Genomic DNA, 18228 nt, shown 5'->3' on the forward strand with positions numbered 1-18228 from the left:
AACTTTTAAGATAGTTGTGTTTGGCTGTTTTTTTGTTCTTCAGCCAGATGCTTTTGGAACAAGTCAGCGAAATCAATCGGATCAATCCGCAAAGGAGGAAAACCGCCATTTTGGGTTGCATCAGACACAATTTGACGAGCGAATGGAAATAGAAGACGAGGGCATTCAATAAAAACGATCGGCGGAATATTTTCCTCTGGAATATTTTTAATATGAAAAACACCTCCGTAGAGTAACTCCACGTGGAATAAGACATCATTATCGTCATTTGCTTTGACTGAGAGAGATAATACGACATTATAATCATTATCGCTTACTGGATTAGCGTTAACGCTAATATCTATATCAATTTTAGGTGCATTTTCACGTGGATATAATGAGTGAGGAGCATTTGGATTCTCAAACGAAAAATCTTTCAGATATTGAGTTAATACAGCAATAACTGGCTCTCCATCATTGTTATTAATATCATCTTCAGCCATATTATAAACCTCTCATATAACGGTGTGTATTTTTGTTTTAAGATATAAAGACAAACGGCTTGGTTATCACGCCTTGCAAAAGGTTTCAAGGAACGCTTTACTTTTCTTAATTATTTTTCTGTCGTTGATAAATTTGAGAAATTTTCAATGATCATCATCATTTTTATGCCATGGTGATTCTCTGTCGTTATAAATCTGATAATCCTTTTCTTGAAGATCAATGATTTTTTCAGATTCATTTTTTGTGTTAGCATTGTTGTTATGATGGCTATTATTGAACGACAAAAATAAATACCAAAAAATAGTACGGACTGGTTTAATAAGAAGCAATATCCCCAAAATATCACTCGCAAATCCAGGAAGAATCAGCAAAATTGCACTTACAATGATGAATGTATCATTGATTATATAACTTTTAAATTTATGCCCTTCAATAAATTTATGTTGTATATTTTTTAAAAGGCTAATTCCTTGTATTCGTAATAAAATGCTTCCAGCTATTGTTGTTAAAATAACCAAACTCAAAGTTGCTAAAACTCCGATTTTTTTTCCAACAACAATAAAACCAGCGATTTCAATTAAGAGAGCACTGAGGATAACAATGATAAAAAAGCGAGGATTTATATAATAAGACCTAATCACATGAAAGTTTCCTTTTTAAAATTGAGTGTAGAAAATTAATTAAGAGATACTTTTAAAAACTTGAATGAGAAATTCACTATTTTACATGTTTATTGATAAATGGTATTGACTGCAATGTTTATTATAAATCATCTTAGGTTTGATGCTCATGGAATTTGACGTCGTATTTGTCGTAGCTTTTGTTATTATGGTTGTTGTTTTTGTGCAACTGCGTAATGTTTTAGGAAAACGGATTGGTTTTGAAAAGCCCCCCTTTGATCCTTATTCTAGCCGCTCTAAAAAACAGATTAATTCAGAAACGGATGATGATGTTGTTTCGTTCCCTCATCAAGTTAATTTGAAAAAGAGTGATTTTAGTGAAATTGACGCAATTTCACCTGAAGGAAGTGCATTAAATAATGGTTTGAGAGCTATACGTCAGAGTGATTCTAATTTTTCTCCACAATCTTTTATCAAAGGTGCTCAAATTGCTTATGAAATGATTGTGACAGCTTTTGCCAATGGGGATCGTGATCAACTAAAGAGGTTGCTTTCTCAAGATGTTTTTGAGAATTTTTGTGCAGCTATTGAACAGCGCGAAAAAAACAATGAAAAAGTTCAGTTTACTTTTGTTGGAATTAATAAGATTGAATTTGTTGCGGCAGAAATGCGAGAAAAGGAACAGTTCTTAACTGTGCGTATTGTCAGTGAAATAATTTCTGTAACTTATAATGAAAAGGGCGAATGTATAGAAAATGATCCTAATGCTGTCGTAGAAATTAGGGATGTATGGACTTTTGTTCGCAACAGTTTATCTTCGGATCCAAACTGGAAGCTTTTTGCAACAGAAGATGAAAATTGAGGTGTTTCTCGCTTTTAAAGTCAAAAAGTGAGATTTATTAGGGATGAAAGTTGCGATGTCTACGGATGAGACGAGACAGAGAGGGTGTTCATTTGTTCTGCAGGATCATTTTTTATGGGAGATGGTTTGTCGTACAACAATACCATTGCATGGTAAGCCGCCTTCTTTTTTTGCGGAAGATACTGCGAATATCGAAAATAAAAAACAACATATAACACAAACTTCTCCATTTTTGCATAAAAGTCAGCATAGAAAAATGACAGTTGAAGGAAAAAAAAGAGCGGATGCAAAAGAACATGAGGTTCGTCTCTTAGATCGTGTTACATACCGTAAAATTTCTAGAGGTCATTATCCCATTGAAGCTCGTCTTGATCTCCATGGTTGCACACAAGGTGAAGCTTATTTTTCCTTGAAAAAGTTTTTACAATCATCCCAACAGCGTGGATTGCGTTATGTGCTTGTGATAACAGGAAAGGGCCGATCCCCTGGAAGTGATGGTATTCTGTTTCAGTTTGTCCCTCATTGGTTATCAACACCGGCTTTTAAATATTATGTTCATGAGTTTGAGCAAGCTTCTCATCAACATGGTGGTTGTGGTGCGCTTTATATCAGGTTGCGTTTTTGTGCTAGAGAAAAGAGAGTCCTGTAGGCACTATTTTCAGTTTTTTGGATTAAAATTTATTGCATTTGATATGGCATTTTTATGCTATCTTTTTAAAAGAAGAATATAAGAGTTTGTAATATTTTTCTTTTCATTCTCAATTTTTATAAGCAATAATTCCCTCTTTATGACAATTTTATAAAAACGTTAGTAGCTAAAAATACTTTAGGGAATAGTTGTACTTACGTGGATAATATCAAAAATATTGTACAAATTTTTGTCGTTATTTTCATTAACTAATTATTCATTTGTAGCGCATGGTTTTGGGGTTTTATTGTAAGCAGTGTATGAAATTTTTTCTGATGTGACAACAGGGAGGTATGACTGTGTGAGAAATGAAGAAAGAATGATTGATGTTAAATAGGAGAGATAAAAATATTCTAAAATTTTAAGGAGATATTTTTAGGGCTTAGCAGTATGGTAAAATCAGTTTATTATAATCGATATCTTATCTTTTTGTTAAGGAGAATATTCCTCACATTTTTCAGAAAGTTCTTGTGGTTTAAAGCGGTGAGTTGTTGAGCAGAATTCACATGTGACTGAAATATATTCATTTTTAATCATTTTAATGCGTTCATCAATAGGGAATCCTTCTAGCATTTCTTTAACTTTTTTTCGTGAACAGGAACATTGATTTACAATAGAAAGCGGCTTAAAGACTCTAACACCTTGTTCATGGAAAAGACGAAATAATAATCGTTTGCTACCAACTTGTGGATCTGTTAGCTCTGTCTTATCAATTGTTGCGGTCAGTATTTTTGCTTCTTGCCATTGGTCTTTAAGTTGGGCACGGCTTTTTATTTCTTCTGCTTTTTTATTAGATTCATATATTTTGTTATGCAGTAATGTTGGAGGTAAGAGCTGTATCAAAACGCCTCCAGCTCGCCAGCTTTTTTGTTGTTTTCCTTGTTTGTCACGTTTAATCAAGATAGCGACCGCTAGATGGATATCGGTAGGTATTTGCTCAGATTTCTCAAAATAGGTACGGGCAACCTCTTGTAAATTTGATCCATTTAATGCAACTATTCCTTGATAGCGCTGTGTATAGGTACCTTGGTCAATAGTGAAGGCTAAAGTTCCTTTACCAAGAAGTTCTTTTGAAGTCGTTTGATTATTGAGTATCGCTTGCTTTAGACTCTCTTCATCAAAACGAGCATATCCTCGCAGACCAGAAGGGGAAGAAAAATCGCACACCAGCATGTTTACTGGTCCATCGGAATGAGTTTGTAAAATAAATTTTCCCTTAAGTTTCAGAGAAGTCCCAAGTAAAACAGTCAAAATTAGAGCTTCAGCTAAAAGATAAGAAACAGGTTCAGGATATTGATGTTTTGTGAGAATAGAATTTACAGCTTTTTCAAGTTGTACGATACGTCCACGGATATCAAGTTCTTCGACTTGAAAAGGAATGACAGTATCATCTTCACTCAAGCAGACGTTATTCAGAGAAGTTTCATTTTTGGCTTGTTTGTTTCCCGCATTCATATTTTAGCCTTTTGTGTGGTTTTCTTTGGCAAGGTATTGTGAAGAGAAAAACATATCTTGTAAACACTATGAAATATTTTAAAAGCGTGAGGGTGTCTTTTAATTGCATAAAATTAAGATATTATCATCTCTGTTAAGCAGAATATTTTATAACCAATGAGCTTATTATGATTTTTATAGATAAGGGTATTTTTTGAGAGTGTACCAAAGAAGTACGTATCTATGGCGAAATTATATTGTAATAATAAATTTTGAAAAAGAGTTTTAGCCCTATATGCTAAATTTAGCATCTTCAAATTTCTGTAAATGTTATTATATTTATATAAAAGCAATAATATGGTTCCGTGTTAATTGATTTTTACTGTATTTGATCCATTTTCCTAAATCAGGAAAAGCATTTTTATTAATAGATGTGTATCTATACCAAATAAAATGCATGTATGGAGGTGACTTTACAAAAATTATTTTTAGATTTTTAATTTTTTAGTTCTGAGATTCTTTGAAAACTATTCCATAATTTATTTAAAAAGTGAGTATAGGTTTAGGGGAATAAGAAGTAATAAAATAGCGATAAACTATTTAATAGCATTCTGTTTATCGTCTTTATTTATTTGCGAAAGATAAGAAATTGCTTTTTCAATGCGACATAAGCTTTCAGATATTTCTTCTTCATTTATGATAAGAGGAGGAAGGAGGCGGACTATGTTGTTATTGGCACTGACACTCAAAATATATTCATTTTCTAATGCATTAACTACAATGTGAGAAGGAAGGGCACATTGAATTCCCACCATAAGACCTACCCCATGAATTGCACATATAATGTTAGGATAGGTGTTAAGGATAGTTAAAAGCCCACTTCTTAGCTTTTGCCCCATGCGCTGAACATGGTGGAGAAAATCTGGTTCTAAGATGACATCTAGAACACTGTTTCCAACAGCTAGACCAAGAAGGTTTCCTCCAAAGGTTGATCCATGAGTTCCTGGTGTCATATTTTTTGCTGCTTTATCTGTTGCAAGACAGGCTCCCAATGGAAATCCACCACCTAGTCCTTTTGCAAGTGTAAGAATATCCGGTACGATATCACTCCATTCATAGGCGAATAATTTTCCTGTTCGTCCAATACCAGTTTGAACTTCATCCAAAATGAGTAATAGACCATTATCATCGCATATTTTTCGTAAAAGCTTTAAATTTTTGTGAGATACTTCTCTTATTCCTCCTTCTCCTTGGATTGGTTCGATAAGGATAGCTGCTGTATTTTTATTAATGGCTCTTTGCAAGGCGATTTCGTCAAAAAAGGGAATTTGAATAAATCCACTAACTTTTGGTCCAAAACCCTCAAGATATTTTTCTTGTCCAGTAGCGGCGAGCGTTGCAAGTGTACGCCCGTGAAATGCTCCTTCAAAAGTGATAATTTCAATGCGTTCTGGATGATCTGATGCGTAATGATAGTGACGAGCGGTTTTGAATGCACACTCAAGTGCTTCAGCACCAGAGTTGCAAAAAAAGACCTTATCAGCAAAACTATTTATACAAAGACGTTCAGCAAAAGCTTCTTGTTCAGGTGATTGGAAAAGATTGGAAACATGCCATAGTTTTTCAGCTTGTGTTTTAAGGGCATCAACCAACTTAGGGTGTGCATATCCTAATGCATTAACGGCAATGCCGGATGTACAATCAAGATAAGTTTCTCCTTTGTCAGAAATGAGCCACACACCATTACCGCGCTTAAAGCACAAATTACGTCGGGTAAAGCACTCATAAAGTGGGTGTATAGCAGCTGTATTCATTATTAGTCCCTTTATATTTTCGCTCTGCAATACGATAAACAATATAATATTTCATTTATCGCTATTTGATATAATCATTGTTAATTATAATAAATTAATTAGCCAAACAAATAAGAGATAGTTGCACTGGTGAAAAGAAATTAATAAAGATATAAGCAAATGTTGAACGAAAATGACAATTCCATTTATGATCGATTCGCAAGTTGGGGAAAACATCATAAATAAGCTTTTCAAAAAAGAAAGGATCTTGTCATTGAGCCAATGCGTATTGTATGTATATTGTATTAGCAAGGGAAATTATATTTCAATTGTGAATTCCACAGATATGAGTGAGATTTTTGTGCTCGGGTAGAGTAGAGAATGCTTTTTATTCTGTTTAATTGAAACATGATTGGGACATTTGAAGGTGCAACGGGGCGCATCTCAATGAGATGATCGAAATGGAGTACTGACATGGGTTGGACATGTGAACGCGTTGAGCTTCTTAAAAAGTTGTGGGGTGAAGGTTTAAGTGCAAGTCAGATCGCTGCTCAGCTAGGCGGAGTTAGCAGAAATGCGGTGATTGGTAAAGTTCATCGATTAAAATTACCTGGGCGAGGAAAGGCGGCGCAGGCGGTGTCGCGCACGCAGAAAACGATTGTTAATCCAAGTCCGTCTGCGCCGCGGATGCGTCGTTCTCCATCAGCAATATTGCCAACGAGTGCTACTGCATCTTGCAATGTTGGAGCAGCAGCTTTAAATATGGAGTTTGTTGCTGAGGATGAAACTGAAGTTGAGGCACCGGAAACATCAAATGTGGTTGTGCCTATATCTCGACATCTCAATCTTTTGCAGTTGAGTGAAAATACATGTAGGTGGCCAGTTGGGGATCCTTTATCGTCAGATTTTTATTTTTGTGGTGCTGACTCTGGTGAAAGTAGCCCTTATTGTGCCTTTCACGCGAAGATAGCATTTCAGCCAATATCTGAGAAGCGGAGGGTCAGAGTGTAATATTCGCGGTGTGTCTGCTGTTAAACATCAGTCAAATATATCATAGTTAAATTGTGAAATTTGCTATTTTCTACTAAAAAGAAATTTTGCAGAGGTGCTGTATTTGATAAATTTTAAGGATTTTCCTTGCAGAATATCTTTCCATTGCTGTTTTTAATATTATTGCATAACAGTATTCTGCTGGGCGTCTCTTCTGCCATGATAGCTTTTTCAATTTGTGGTAGAATTTTCTTTTGGTAAGTTTGCCATGTTAAAGGGCCGACATATTTCGTAATAATTATGCTATTTTTATCTAAGAGAAAAGTTTCTGGTGGGCCGTATACTCCCCAATTAATGGCTGTACGTCCTGAATGATCAAAGCCAATAAGTTTAAAAGGATTCCCAAAATTAATTAGAAAGCGGTGGGCATTTTCTTTGTTATCTTTGAAATTAATTCCAATGAGATCAAAACGTTGATCTTCTGCAATTTTCATAAGAATGAGATGCTCTTCGCGACAAGGTTGACACCAAGACCCCCAAAAATTAATTAATGTTACGCGTCCTTTTAATTGTTTGGTGCTTAAATAATTTTCATTGTAAAATAAAGGCAGATTAATTTGTGGAGCAGGCTTTTTAGCTAATGTGTTTAAAATAGTGGATGTGCTATCTGAGTGTCTTTTGTCCATAAAATGAAAAAAAAGTATAATGAAAAGTAAAAATGATATCAAAAAAACAAGTAAGGCAAGAAAAGATATACCTTTAGATTTCTGGGGAACAGTTGTCATTGTACCTTTTTTCATCTAAACAATTTTTTTCTTTTAGTTCCCATAGAATTTTTTTCTGATGTATACCTTTGCAGAGGATGTATCCGATAAAACAGAGAAGGAAAATTGCGGAAAGCATGTAGCTTAACATAACAATTTGTTCACGGTGAAAAGTTCCAAGAAAAAAATCAATTTTTTGAGATAAATTTTCTAAAAATCCACTCTGTATACTGCTTAGGTTCTGCATGATGAGGATTCCTTAATGTCGTACATAATGGGCTCTTTTTATCTGAAGCATTTGGATATGACGACGGTTGATTTCATTCCGCATAGCCACCAAATATAGTACAATAAACATAAAGGTAAAACAAAATATCATAGTTATGAGTGGCCATAACATAGAGCGATCGATTGTTGTTCCTCCTGCACGAAAAAGTGATGCTGATTGATGGAGTGTATTCCACCAGTTGACAGAAAATTTAATAATAGGAATATTTACGAATCCGATTAGTGTTAAAATTGCTGTAGCACGTGCGGCTTTTGCTTGATTATCAAAAGCGTGAACGAGCATAATAATGGCAAGGTAGATAAAAAGTAGAATTAAAACTGATGTTAGTCGCGCATCCCATACCCACCATGTCCCCCATGTAGGACGTCCCCAAAGTGCTCCTGTCATGAGCGCTAATGTTGTAAAAACTGCTCCAATAGGTGCTCCACATTTCAGTGCCACATCAGTGAGACGATAGTTCCAAATCAGACTTCCTAGCGCAGAAGCGCTCATTATCGTGTAACAGAACATAGATAACCATGCGAATGGCACATGAATGTACATAATTTTAACGGTGATCCCTTGTTGATAATCATCTGGAGAGTATACAACGAAAATCAGCCCTACGATAAAAAAACATAATGTTATAACGCTTAGCCAGGGCAAGATAGCACTGCTTATTTTCATAAAACGGGCGAGGCTTGCAAGATGTGATTCCATTTTACGTGTGTGAGATACTTCATTCATAGATTTATAATAGATCGGTTTTAGTTATACAGCAATCTATTCTGATAAATATCTGAGTGTCATAGCTGTGATAAAAGAGCTAAAAAGGCTTAGAAGGAGAGAAAAAGCAACAAGAAGAGCTAAGGAGCTTAAAAAAGAGATATTTGGATTTGTTGGAGATATGGCGGCGGAAATGCCAAAAATCATAATTGGAATGACCCATGGCAAGATGATAATAAAAATGAGAAGAGTGCTATGTAACAATGATATTGTTAGTGCAGCTCCAATAGAACCAATGAAGATAATAGCCAGCGTTCCACATAAGAGAGCAAGTATTGTCGTAAAAGTTGTCATTGCATCTAAATTGAGAATCATTGCTAAAATGGGTGTCATGAAAATAAGGGGAAGCATATGTCCCGCCCAATGAGCAAGACATTTTGTCAATACAATTAATGTTAGACTTTGTCTTTGTCCAGAAATGATGAATTGGTCAAGGCTTCCATCGTCGCGATCAGTTTGAAAAAGTTTATGCAGATTTAAAAGTCCAGCGAGAAGAGCTCCAAACCATAATATGCCTGGCCCTATTTTCGCAAGAATTTGGGGATTTGGTCCAATGGTGAAGGGGGTTACTATAATAATGGCGATAAAAAATAAAAGTCCTGTTAGTGTGGAAGCTTGTGGTGCTAAGGTTAATTTGAGATCACGCCAAAACAGTGCTTTCATTTTATTTTCTCTGCGGAGGTAAAAACTTTTCCAGTAAGATTCTATGATCTTCTGGAATAGCAAGGGGTATATGGGTTGTCGTGATAATCATACCGCCTTGGTTTAGGTGGTGCTTGAAAAGGTTTACAAGGATATTTTGAGCGTGATCATCAAGTCCAGCCATTGGCTCATCTAAAATCCAAATAGGACGATAAGATAATAAAAGTCGGGCAATAGCTACACGTCTTTTTTGTCCGGTTGATAAAGCACTGAAGGGTAAGGACCCAAGATCACAAAGACCAATATCTGTAAGGGCTTCATATGGACTGCGCATTTTCTGCCCATAAAAGTTTGACCAGAATCGCAGGTTTTCGATAACTGATAAGGAAGGTTTCATGGCATTTTGAGTACTCAAATAATGACATGCTGTTGCTACAGGGTATGTTTTTTGGCGGTCTTTTAGTACTATATGGCCTTCGGCAGCTTCAAAAAGGCCAGCAATGATTCGCAATAATGTAGATTTTCCGATACCATTTGGACCTATTATTGTCATCAGTTGTTGAGAAAATAAACAAAAAGAAAGACTCTGAAATAGAATTTTTTCATTCCTTTGTGCTGCAATATCCTTGCCCAATAATAACATATAGATTGCCTATTTGACCATTTTTGTAATCTTTACTGCATTATGAAATAAAAAACACGTTTTTTATGTCAATTATACCTAGAATAGTTCTAGAAATAGTTCTATAACCCGTGTGTTGCACCAGAAACTGGTGTAGAATAGTATTTAGCGCTGATTTCAAAGTTTGCCTATAAAGTAGGCGGAAGAGAAAATGAAGGGCGGAGGTGACTACGTTTGTACTCAAGCTGTGATCTTGACTCACGGTTTGTATTGTTTTTTCCGGGAAATTAGGTAGTTTTTAGATGAGGGTGGATAGTCATGTCTCAAATTGATAGCTTTAATTGTCGCAGAACTTTAAATGTTGGTGACAAGGAATATATTTATTACAGCTTAATAGAAGCGGAAAAGAATGGGCTTCAGGGTATTTCTCGCCTGCCGTTTTCGATGAAAGTTATTCTGGAAAATTTATTACGGTTTGAAGATGGCCGCACAGTCAAGAAACAGGACATATTAAATGTTGCTAAGTGGTTAAATGATAAGGGCAGTGCTGGTTCTGAAATTGCTTACCGCCCTGCACGTGTTCTTATGCAGGATTTTACGGGTGTGCCAGCGGTTGTTGATCTTTCTGCGATGCGTGATGCTATGGTTAAGCTTGGGGGTGATGCGACGAGAATTAATCCACTCATTCCTGTTGATCTTGTTATTGATCATTCGATTATCGTTGATAGTTTCGGGAATTCTATGGCTTTCCAAGATAATGTTGAGCATGAATATAAGCGTAATAGTGAACGCTACCGTTTTCTTAAGTGGGGGCAGAAGGCTTTTCAAAACTTTCGTGTTGTCCCTCCAGGTACAGGGATTTGTCATCAAGTTAATTTGGAATATTTAGCACAATGTGTATGGGTGAAAGATGACGGAAAGCACCAGACAGTTTATCCAGACACGTGCGTGGGGACTGATTCGCATACGACTATGGTAAATGGTTTAGGTGTCTTAGGGTGGGGTGTTGGTGGTATTGAAGCAGAAGCAGCAATGTTAGGGCAGCCTGTTTCTATGTTATTGCCTGAAGTTATTGGTTTTCGTTTAACAGGTAGATTGAAAGAAGGTATAACAGCGACTGATTTAGTATTGGCTGTGACGCAGATTTTACGTAAGAAAGGTGTTGTCGGAAAATTTGTTGAGTTTTATGGCCCTGGTTTGGAACATATGACTCTTGCTGATCGCGCAACGATTGGAAATATGGCTCCTGAATATGGCGCAACATGTGGTTTTTTTCCAGTCGATAAAGAGACAGTACATTATCTCAATATGACAGGGCGCGATAAAAATCGGATTGCTTTAGTAGAAGCTTATTCTAAGGCGCAGGGGATGTGGCATGATGAAATGGTATCAGGTACTATCTTTAGTGATACAATTGAATTAGACATGGGAAGTGTTGTGTCTTCTATGGCTGGTCCTAAACGCCCTGAAGGACGTATTGCATTGGAAAATGTTGGTCAAGGTTTTGAGATGGCATTGGCCAATGACTATAAAAAGACTGTTGGGAAAGATGATCGTTACCAAGTTGAGAATGAAGAATACGAGCTTGGTCACGGTGATGTGGTGATTGCTGCGATTACTTCCTGCACCAATACATCAAATCCAAGTGTTCTTATTGCGGCAGGACTTTTGGCTCGTAATGCTGTAGCAAAAGGTCTCAAGAGTAAGCCATGGGTTAAGACTTCTTTCGCGCCCGGTTCGCAAGTGGTTGAAGCTTATCTTCTTAACTCAGGTCTCCAAAAAGATTTGGATGCGTTAGGGTTTAATTTGGTAGGCTTTGGATGTACAACATGTATTGGAAATTCTGGTCCTTTGTTACCAACTATCTCTAAAACGATTAACGATAATGGGGTAATTTCTGCAGCGGTTCTTTCAGGAAACCGCAATTTTGAAGGGCGTGTTTCTCCTGATGTGCAAGCGAATTATTTGGCTTCTCCGCCATTGGTTGTTGCTCATGCTTTGGCAGGGACAGTCCGTAAAGATTTAACCAAAGAGCCTCTTGGTGAGGGCTTAGATGGTCAACCAGTTTATTTGAAAGACATTTGGCCTACTTCTAAAGAAATACAGGAATTTATAGACAAAAATGTTACGCGTAATATTTTTGCTGAAAAATATTCAGATGTATTTCGGGGGGGTGAAAATTGGCAAAAAGTTCAGGTTCCTACAGGTGTTACTTACGCTTGGGATGAGCAATCAACATATGTGCGTAATCCGCCTTACTTTGATAATATGCGAAAAATTCCTGATGTGTTATCAGATATTAAGGACGCACGTATCTTAGGTTTATTTGGTGATAAAATTACAACAGATCACATTTCTCCTGCAGGATCTATTAAAGTTGATTCTCCTGCTGGAAAATATTTGATTGATCATGGTGTTGAAGTAGCTGATTTTAATCAGTATGGAACTCGTCGTGGAAATCATGAAGTTATGATGCGTGGAACTTTTGCTAATATTCGTATTCGGAACTTTATGTTAGGAGAAAATGGCCGTGAAGGAGGTTATACAATCCATTATCCGTCTGGAAAAGAGCAGGCGATTTATGATGCAGCAATGGTATATAAACAAGAGCGAGTTCCACTCGTTATTTTTGCAGGTATAGAGTATGGTAATGGATCATCTCGTGATTGGGCTGCTAAGGGTACTAACCTTCTTGGTATAAGAGCAGTTATTGCTCAGTCTTTTGAGAGAATTCACCGTTCTAATCTTGTTGGTATGGGTATTGTTCCTTTTGTGTTCGAGGAGGGGTCAAGCTGGCGGTCGTTTGGTTTAAGAGGGGATGAAAAGGTAAGCATTGAAGGAATTAATGAATTAAAGCCTCGTCAAAGGACTGTAGCTACAGTTACTTTTTCTGATGGGACAGTCAAAACTATTCCATTATTGTGCCGTGTTGATACCGAAGATGAATTAGATTATTTGCACCACGGTGGTATTTTGCAATATGTGTTAAGAAATTTAGCAGTTTAGGTTACGTTTATCTATTGAGTAACGCTAGCATAACAAACTTTATGATGAGCAATTAAGAGTCTATGTATTGTAGTTTTTTACGCCCATCTTTGAAAATTAGATTGACGTTCACTTTAGGATTGCGTTATAAATCTTAACATTAACAGCTTCATAGCTGGGTTTAGGTTTGTATTGTATTGGTAGAGATATCTGAGATTATCTTGCCAATAAGTTAAGAGAGAGATATATTTATGGCGAATACACCTTCGGCTCGAAAAGCTGTGCGTAAAGTTGCCGTGCGTACGCAGGTTAATAAAGCTCGCCGTTCGCGCGTTCGTACATTTATGCGCAAGTTTTATGATGCTTTGGCTGGTGGTGATAAAGCTTCCGCGGAAAAGGCATTCAAGGATTTCGAACCTGAAATTATGCGTGCAGTTTCTAAAGGAGTTTTTCATAAAAATGCTGCTGCACGGAAAGTATCACGTTTAGCGAAGCGTCTAAAGGCTTTTAGCGTTTAAGATTTTCTATTTTAAAAAGAATCAAGCCAGCATTCGTTTGAATGCTGGTTTTTTGCGTTTATTCTGAAAAAATACCGTTTAAGAAGGAAAAGTAGAGACCTTTAAAGATTTTTGTTCCATTAATAGATAGGTCAGATTAATAAAATTTTTATGTTTATCCACAATCTTTGTTAATTTTTACAGAGTCTTTTTTGTCAAGTTTTTTTTATTTTTTTTTTTAACTGAATGGATTCTTTAATTATTGGTAAATTTTCAGAAAAAAAAGTGAATTGAATCAATAATTTTTCTCATTTTTCATTTGCATTAAAAAAATTTATAGTGATTTTTATACTTTTTTGATTTGAGTTTGGCCTCTTGCATTTTACTTCTGCTGTTTTGTATGGTCTCTGTGGAGACTAAAAACACGCAAGGTTCATATTCAGTTAGTGACTCTATCTTGAATTATGGGATGCTTTGTTGGCTGTATGAATCTGCATGTTGTATGGATTTTTTTTAGGTCTTCTTGAGTAATGTGTTTTTTTATGTTGAGGGATGTATCATGTCATTGGTACAAGTAAATCTTATTAGTCATCTTTGTTAGTTGGGTTGTAATGAGGTTATTCTAGGGGAGGATGGATAGTCTTTAATTTTGGGGTAGGGCACCTTTGTTTTCGCTAAGTTAATTTTAGCTATGTAGCGGGACAAGATTTTAATTTTTATCAGGATGAAAGATGGTGAATAAATTGAACTCTAAAGCTAGCTCCTTTCAAAGGGTTTCGGTAAATATCCTGTCGACAGAGAGAATAATAAATAGTGATATCATGGGGGTCGCTGAGACGGTTGGTGTAAGTGCTTCTGCTGAACATTCTATTATCTCAGAGGAAGAAGGTGCAGCAGCTTTTGCACGTGTGATGGCGCAGCTAAAGGCGCAGGTTGGTATTGAAGCTTATAATAGTTGGTTTGGTCGTTTGAAGCTTGCTGAGTATAGCCGTAACCTTGTAAAGCTTTCTGTTCCTACAGCGTTTTTACGTTCATGGATTAATAATCATTATGGTTCTCTTTTGACCAGTTTATGGAAACAGGAAAATTCAGCGATTCTGCGTGTTGAAGTCATTGTTCGAGGTATGAAGCGCGTTGCAAAAGGGACGGGATGTGGAATGAACACAGGTTCTGTTGCAGGTACTGTTGGTGTTCCTGAGGAGCAGACGAATTCGTCTTTTGCTGAAACTTATGTAGATCATGCAGGGAAGAACATTCAAACAGGAGTTTGTGGTTCACCTCTTGATTCTCGCTATACTTTTGAAAGCTTTGTTGAAGGTTCTTCTAATCGTGTTGCTTTAGCTGCGGCACGTTCGATTGCAGAGGGGCATAAAAGTGCTTTGCGGTTTAACCCTCTTTTTATTCATGCTTCCGTTGGATTAGGAAAAACGCATTTGCTTCAAGCTATTGCAGCGGCAGCTTTAAGTCGTTTGACTCCTGCACGGGTTATTTATTTGACCGCTGAGTATTTTATGTGGCGTTTTGCGACAGCTATTCGTGACAATGATGCTCTTTCTTTTAAAGAACAGCTTCGTGATATTGATCTTTTGATTATTGATGATATGCAGTTTTTGCAAGGGAAGTCTATTCAGCATGAGTTTTGTCATTTACTTAACATGTTGCTTGATAGTGCAAAGCAAGTTGTTGTAGCTGCAGATCGTTCCCCTGCAGAATTAGAATCGCTAGATCTTCGTGTTCGCTCTCGTCTTCAGGGAGGGGTTGCTCTTGAAATTGAAACTCCAGATTATGAGATGCGCTTGAAAATGTTACGCCAACGATTAAGGGTGGCGCAACAAGATGATAATATGATTGCAATTCCTGATGATGTTTTGGAATATATTGCTAAAACAGTGTTAGGGTCAGGACGCGATATTGAAGGAGCGTTTAATCAATTATTGTTTCGTCAATCTTTTGAGTCTGATTTATCTTTGGAACGGATTGATGATTTATTAGGTCATTTGATACGTTCAGGAGAGCCGAAGCGGATTCGAATTGAAGAAATTCAGCGTGCCGTTGCGCGTCATTATAATATTTCTAAGCAGGATTTGTTATCTAATCGTCGAACACGTACAGTTGTAAAACCAAGGCAGATTGCGATGTATTTGGCAAAAATATTGACACCTCGCTCATTGCCAGAGATTGGTCGTCGTTTCGGAGGACGTGATCACACAACAGTTTTACATGCTGTACGCAAAATTGAAGATTTGGTTTGTGATGATCAGACACTTGCTAAAGAGCTTGAATTGCTTAAACGGTTGATTGGAGAACAAACTGCATAATATGTATATTTTGTTTCTTAGAGATATGGCTAATAAGTGGATGAATCTCACTTTTAAAGTTTGTTTAGTGGCTGTTTACCATTTGGGAAAGAAGGTTAAGTAAATTTAGCAGGTGATTTTTCAGATAGGATGGTTGTTTTTAATTAGGGAATTCTTATTATTTCACAATAGATGGTTGATGGGTATCTTATGCGTATTACAGTTAATCGCACTCAGTTTTTGAAATCTCTTGGTCGTGTTCACCGTGTTGTTGAACGTCGTAATACTATTCCTGTTTTATCAAATGTGTTAATTAATGCAGAGAACGGTAATGTGCAGTTAAAGGCGACCGATCTTGATCTAGAGGTTATGGAATCATTCGTTGCCAATGTTGAGCACGCAGGAGCAACAACTGTGCCAGCGCATTTGTTGTATGATATAGTTCGAAAGCTTCCTGAGGATAGCGATATTATGTTATCTGTTGATTCTGATCAAGGTAGCACAATGTCTATTGTTTCTGGTCGCGCCAATTTTCAATTGCAATGTCTTCCCAGAGTAGATTTTCCAGAGTCACCTCCAGGACAGTTTGGTTTCCGTTTTTCTTTATCGGCATCAAGTTTAAAACATTTGTTTGATTGCACGCAGTTTGCAATTTCTACGGAAGAAACGCGTTATTATCTTAATGGCATTTATTTTCATATTATTGGAAACGATGTTTTAAAGCTGCGTTTAGTGGCTACAGATGGGCATCGTTTGGCACAAGCTGATATGGAAGCACCTTCTGGGCTTGATGGCATGCCGGGTGTTATTATTCCTCGTAAAGCTGTAGGAGAATTGCAGAGGTTGCTTTCAGAAGAGATTGATAGCGATGTACATGTAGAGCTTTCAGAAGTAAGAATTCGTTTTTCTTTAGGATCTTTAATTTTTACGTCAAAGTTAATTGATGGTACATTCCCAGAATATCAACGTGTTATCCCTGTGAATAATGATAAAAAGTTAGTTGTTAACAGACAAGATTTTTCTTCTGCGGTTGATCGTGTTTCAACAATTTCAAATAACCGCGGAATTGCGGTAAAGTTAATGATTGAGCGTGAGCAATTAAAACTTATTGTTAACAGTCCCGATTCTGGGAATGCTGAGGATCAATTAGCAGTGTCATATGCATCTGATCCTCTTGAAATAGGATTTAATGCACGTTATCTTTTGGACATTGCGGGACAATTTTCAAGTGATGAGATAGTTTTTATGTTATCTGGGGCTGGAGAGCCGGCTTTAATTCAAAATAATAAAGCAGATGCACTCTATGTGCTTATGCCTGTTCGTGTTTAAGGACGATTATTTTGCAGCGCATGGTTAGTCGTGTGCACAAAGTGGCAGTGAGGCAGTTAAGATTGGCTCATTATCGCAATTATTCTTCCTTTAATATTCACTTTTCAGGACAGCATGTTGTTTTTACTGGCCACAATGGTGCTGGAAAGACTAATCTATTAGAAGCGTTATCTTTTCTTTCTCCTGGTCGCGGTTTACGACGTGCTGCTTACTCTGATATTAGCTTTGCGAATAGTGGAAATGAAGGCTTTGTTATATTTGCTCGTCTGCAATGTGACCTTTACGGTGAAGTGAATATAGGAACAGCTTTAGAGATTGGCGGTATTGGTCGAAAAGTCCATGTTAATGGTGTAAATAAGGCGGGTGATTGTTTAACGGATTATTGTCACATTAGCGTGCTTACTCCTTCTATGGATGGGCTTTTTACTGGTTCTGCAGTCGAGCGTCGCCGTTTTTTGGATCGTATGGTTTTAGCTATTGATCCTTTGCATAGCCGCCGTATAGTTGATTATGATAAAGCTATGCGTGGGCGCAATCGCCTATTTTTAGATGGAAATGAAGATCGCTCTTGGTTTGATGCTTTAGAAATGCAGATGGCAGAGTTGGCAACAGCTATTGCTGCTGCACGTATTGATGTCATTAGACTTTTGAACGATATGTTTGAGAAAACATTTGTTTATACAGCTTTTCCGCGGGCCTTTTTAAAAATTGATGGTTTTTTGGAAGCGGCTCTTAGTAAGTTATCAGCAGTTGAAGTTGAAGAGAAATTTTATGATCGGTTACAGCGTAATCGCGCGATAGATCGAGCTGCTGGGCGAACATTAGAAGGACCACATCGCACAGATTTACAGGTTTTTTATGCAAATAAAAATATAGCTGCAGCATCTTGTTCAACAGGGGAGCAGAAAGCTTTATTAACAGGTTTGGTTTTGTGTCATGCGCGTTTAGCGGGCATGATGTCTGATAGAGCTCCCATCCTTCTTCTTGATGAAATAGCTGCTCATTTTGATTCTCATCGGCGCGCCGCTTTATTTGATATCATTGATGATTTAGGTGGACAGACATTTATGACAGGGACAGATCGTGTTTTATTTGATGCCTTAAAAGGACGGGCAGAGTTTTTTGAAATTGAAGCTGGAAATTTATTGCAGTAAAGCAGTGAGAAAAA

Annotated in this window: 16 protein-coding genes and 1 pseudogene; 8 read left to right on the forward strand and 9 right to left on the reverse strand. The window is 37.0% G+C overall.

Annotated elements, in window-relative coordinates; translation table 11 throughout:
- Window positions 1-5 precede the first annotated feature (5 nt).
- Window positions 6-482: a protein-export chaperone SecB gene (gene secB, locus V5N68_RS00875; protein WP_332065307.1), complete on the reverse strand. Its 477-nt coding sequence runs from the start codon at window positions 480-482 to the stop codon at window positions 6-8.
- Between the two features lie 144 nt (window positions 483-626).
- The gene (locus V5N68_RS00880) at window positions 627-1124 is read right to left on the reverse strand and encodes an FxsA family protein (RefSeq protein ID WP_332065308.1); all 498 of its coding nucleotides are present in this window, start codon (window positions 1122-1124) and stop codon (window positions 627-629) included.
- Window positions 1125-1272: 148 nt separating this feature from the next.
- On the opposite strand from V5N68_RS00880, the gene V5N68_RS00885 reads away from it, so the two are divergent.
- Window positions 1273-1965, forward strand: coding sequence for a Tim44/TimA family putative adaptor protein (locus V5N68_RS00885; RefSeq protein WP_332065309.1), 693 nt, complete (start codon window positions 1273-1275; stop codon window positions 1963-1965).
- 55 nt (window positions 1966-2020) lie between these two features.
- The gene (locus V5N68_RS00890) at window positions 2021-2614 is read left to right on the forward strand and encodes a Smr/MutS family protein (protein WP_332065310.1); all 594 of its coding nucleotides are present in this window, start codon (window positions 2021-2023) and stop codon (window positions 2612-2614) included.
- 471 nt (window positions 2615-3085) lie between these two features.
- On the opposite strand, the gene V5N68_RS00895 is transcribed toward V5N68_RS00890, so the two are convergent.
- Both V5N68_RS00895 and V5N68_RS00900 read right to left on the reverse strand, forming a co-directional pair.
- Window positions 3086-4108: an Hsp33 family molecular chaperone gene (locus V5N68_RS00895; RefSeq protein WP_332065311.1), complete on the reverse strand. Its 1023-nt coding sequence runs from the start codon at window positions 4106-4108 to the stop codon at window positions 3086-3088.
- A gap of 575 nt (window positions 4109-4683) precedes the next feature.
- Complete coding sequence (locus V5N68_RS00900) at window positions 4684-5901, reverse strand: aspartate aminotransferase family protein (protein WP_332065312.1); 1218 nt, start codon at window positions 5899-5901, stop codon at window positions 4684-4686.
- Between the two features lie 453 nt (window positions 5902-6354).
- On the opposite strand from V5N68_RS00900, the gene V5N68_RS00905 reads away from it, so the two are divergent.
- A complete protein-coding gene (locus tag V5N68_RS00905; RefSeq protein ID WP_332065313.1) occupies window positions 6355-6891 on the forward strand; it encodes a GcrA family cell cycle regulator in 537 nt (178 codons plus the stop codon).
- Between the two features lie 113 nt (window positions 6892-7004).
- Here the strand turns inward: V5N68_RS00905 and V5N68_RS00910 are convergent, their stop codons facing one another.
- The 5 genes and pseudogenes from V5N68_RS00910 to ccmA all read right to left on the reverse strand — a co-directional run bounded on the left by V5N68_RS00910 (window position 7005) and on the right by ccmA (window position 9973).
- On the reverse strand, window positions 7005-7655 hold the full coding sequence (locus V5N68_RS00910) for a DsbE family thiol:disulfide interchange protein (RefSeq protein WP_332065314.1): 651 nt from the start codon (window positions 7653-7655) through the stop codon (window positions 7005-7007).
- Window positions 7630-7881 (reverse strand): hypothetical protein, encoded by a 252-nt coding sequence (locus V5N68_RS00915; RefSeq protein ID WP_332065315.1) that lies wholly within the window; start codon window positions 7879-7881, stop codon window positions 7630-7632. Before V5N68_RS00915 ends, V5N68_RS00910 begins: the two co-directional genes overlap by 26 nt.
- Window positions 7869-8649: pseudogene (locus tag V5N68_RS00920) on the reverse strand (heme ABC transporter permease). The gene V5N68_RS00915 and the pseudogene V5N68_RS00920 overlap by 13 nt, the downstream one beginning before the upstream one ends.
- A 36-nt stretch (window positions 8650-8685) precedes the next feature.
- Window positions 8686-9351 carry a heme exporter protein CcmB gene (gene ccmB / locus V5N68_RS00925; RefSeq protein WP_332065316.1) on the reverse strand — a complete coding sequence of 222 codons (666 nt, stop codon included), beginning with the start codon at window positions 9349-9351 and terminating at the stop codon, window positions 8686-8688.
- A gap of 1 nt (window position 9352) precedes the next feature.
- Window positions 9353-9973, reverse strand: a complete 621-nt coding sequence (gene ccmA, locus V5N68_RS00930) for a heme ABC exporter ATP-binding protein CcmA (RefSeq protein WP_332065317.1) — start codon at window positions 9971-9973, stop codon at window positions 9353-9355.
- Between the two features lie 297 nt (window positions 9974-10270).
- Here ccmA and acnA point away from each other — a divergent pair, with 297 nt between their 5' ends.
- From acnA to recF, 5 genes are all read left to right on the forward strand, one after another.
- Window positions 10271-12958 carry an aconitate hydratase AcnA gene (acnA, locus tag V5N68_RS00935; protein ID WP_332065318.1) on the forward strand — a complete coding sequence of 896 codons (2688 nt, stop codon included), beginning with the start codon at window positions 10271-10273 and terminating at the stop codon, window positions 12956-12958.
- Between the two features lie 230 nt (window positions 12959-13188).
- Entirely contained in the window at window positions 13189-13455 is a 267-nt protein-coding gene (rpsT, locus tag V5N68_RS00940) for a 30S ribosomal protein S20 (protein ID WP_332065319.1), read from the forward strand.
- Between the two features lie 710 nt (window positions 13456-14165).
- On the forward strand, window positions 14166-15752 hold the full coding sequence (dnaA, locus tag V5N68_RS00945) for a chromosomal replication initiator protein DnaA (RefSeq protein WP_332065320.1): 1587 nt from the start codon (window positions 14166-14168) through the stop codon (window positions 15750-15752).
- Window positions 15753-15941: 189 nt separating this feature from the next.
- The gene (gene dnaN, locus V5N68_RS00950) at window positions 15942-17060 is read left to right on the forward strand and encodes a DNA polymerase III subunit beta (protein WP_332065321.1); all 1119 of its coding nucleotides are present in this window, start codon (window positions 15942-15944) and stop codon (window positions 17058-17060) included.
- A gap of 20 nt (window positions 17061-17080) precedes the next feature.
- A complete protein-coding gene (recF, locus tag V5N68_RS00955; protein ID WP_332065427.1) occupies window positions 17081-18214 on the forward strand; it encodes a DNA replication/repair protein RecF in 1134 nt (377 codons plus the stop codon).
- Window positions 18215-18228: the final 14 nt, after the last annotated feature.

The sequence above is a fragment of the Bartonella eidoli genome (assembly GCF_036576145.1).
GTDB lineage: Bacteria > Pseudomonadota > Alphaproteobacteria > Rhizobiales > Rhizobiaceae > Bartonella.

Coding starts and splice junctions, on each gene's coding strand:
- secB (WP_332065307.1), bottom strand. CDS start 482: ATGGCTGAAGATGATATTAATAACAATGATGGAGAGCCAGTTATTGCT.
- V5N68_RS00885 (WP_332065309.1), top strand. CDS start 1,273: ATGGAATTTGACGTCGTATTTGTCGTAGCTTTTGTTATTATGGTTGTT.
- V5N68_RS00890 (WP_332065310.1), top strand. CDS start 2,021: ATGTCTACGGATGAGACGAGACAGAGAGGGTGTTCATTTGTTCTGCAG.
- V5N68_RS00895 (WP_332065311.1), bottom strand. CDS start 4,108: ATGAATGCGGGAAACAAACAAGCCAAAAATGAAACTTCTCTGAATAAC.
- V5N68_RS00900 (WP_332065312.1), bottom strand. CDS start 5,901: ATGAATACAGCTGCTATACACCCACTTTATGAGTGCTTTACCCGACGT.
- V5N68_RS00905 (WP_332065313.1), top strand. CDS start 6,355: ATGGGTTGGACATGTGAACGCGTTGAGCTTCTTAAAAAGTTGTGGGGT.
- V5N68_RS00910 (WP_332065314.1), bottom strand. CDS start 7,655: ATGACAACTGTTCCCCAGAAATCTAAAGGTATATCTTTTCTTGCCTTA.
- V5N68_RS00915 (WP_332065315.1), bottom strand. CDS start 7,881: ATGCAGAACCTAAGCAGTATACAGAGTGGATTTTTAGAAAATTTATCT.
- ccmB (WP_332065316.1), bottom strand. CDS start 9,351: ATGAAAGCACTGTTTTGGCGTGATCTCAAATTAACCTTAGCACCACAA.
- ccmA (WP_332065317.1), bottom strand. CDS start 9,973: ATGTTATTATTGGGCAAGGATATTGCAGCACAAAGGAATGAAAAAATT.
- acnA (WP_332065318.1), top strand. CDS start 10,271: ATGTCTCAAATTGATAGCTTTAATTGTCGCAGAACTTTAAATGTTGGT.
- rpsT (WP_332065319.1), top strand. CDS start 13,189: ATGGCGAATACACCTTCGGCTCGAAAAGCTGTGCGTAAAGTTGCCGTG.
- dnaA (WP_332065320.1), top strand. CDS start 14,166: ATGGTGAATAAATTGAACTCTAAAGCTAGCTCCTTTCAAAGGGTTTCG.
- dnaN (WP_332065321.1), top strand. CDS start 15,942: ATGCGTATTACAGTTAATCGCACTCAGTTTTTGAAATCTCTTGGTCGT.
- recF (WP_332065427.1), top strand. CDS start 17,081: ATGGTTAGTCGTGTGCACAAAGTGGCAGTGAGGCAGTTAAGATTGGCT.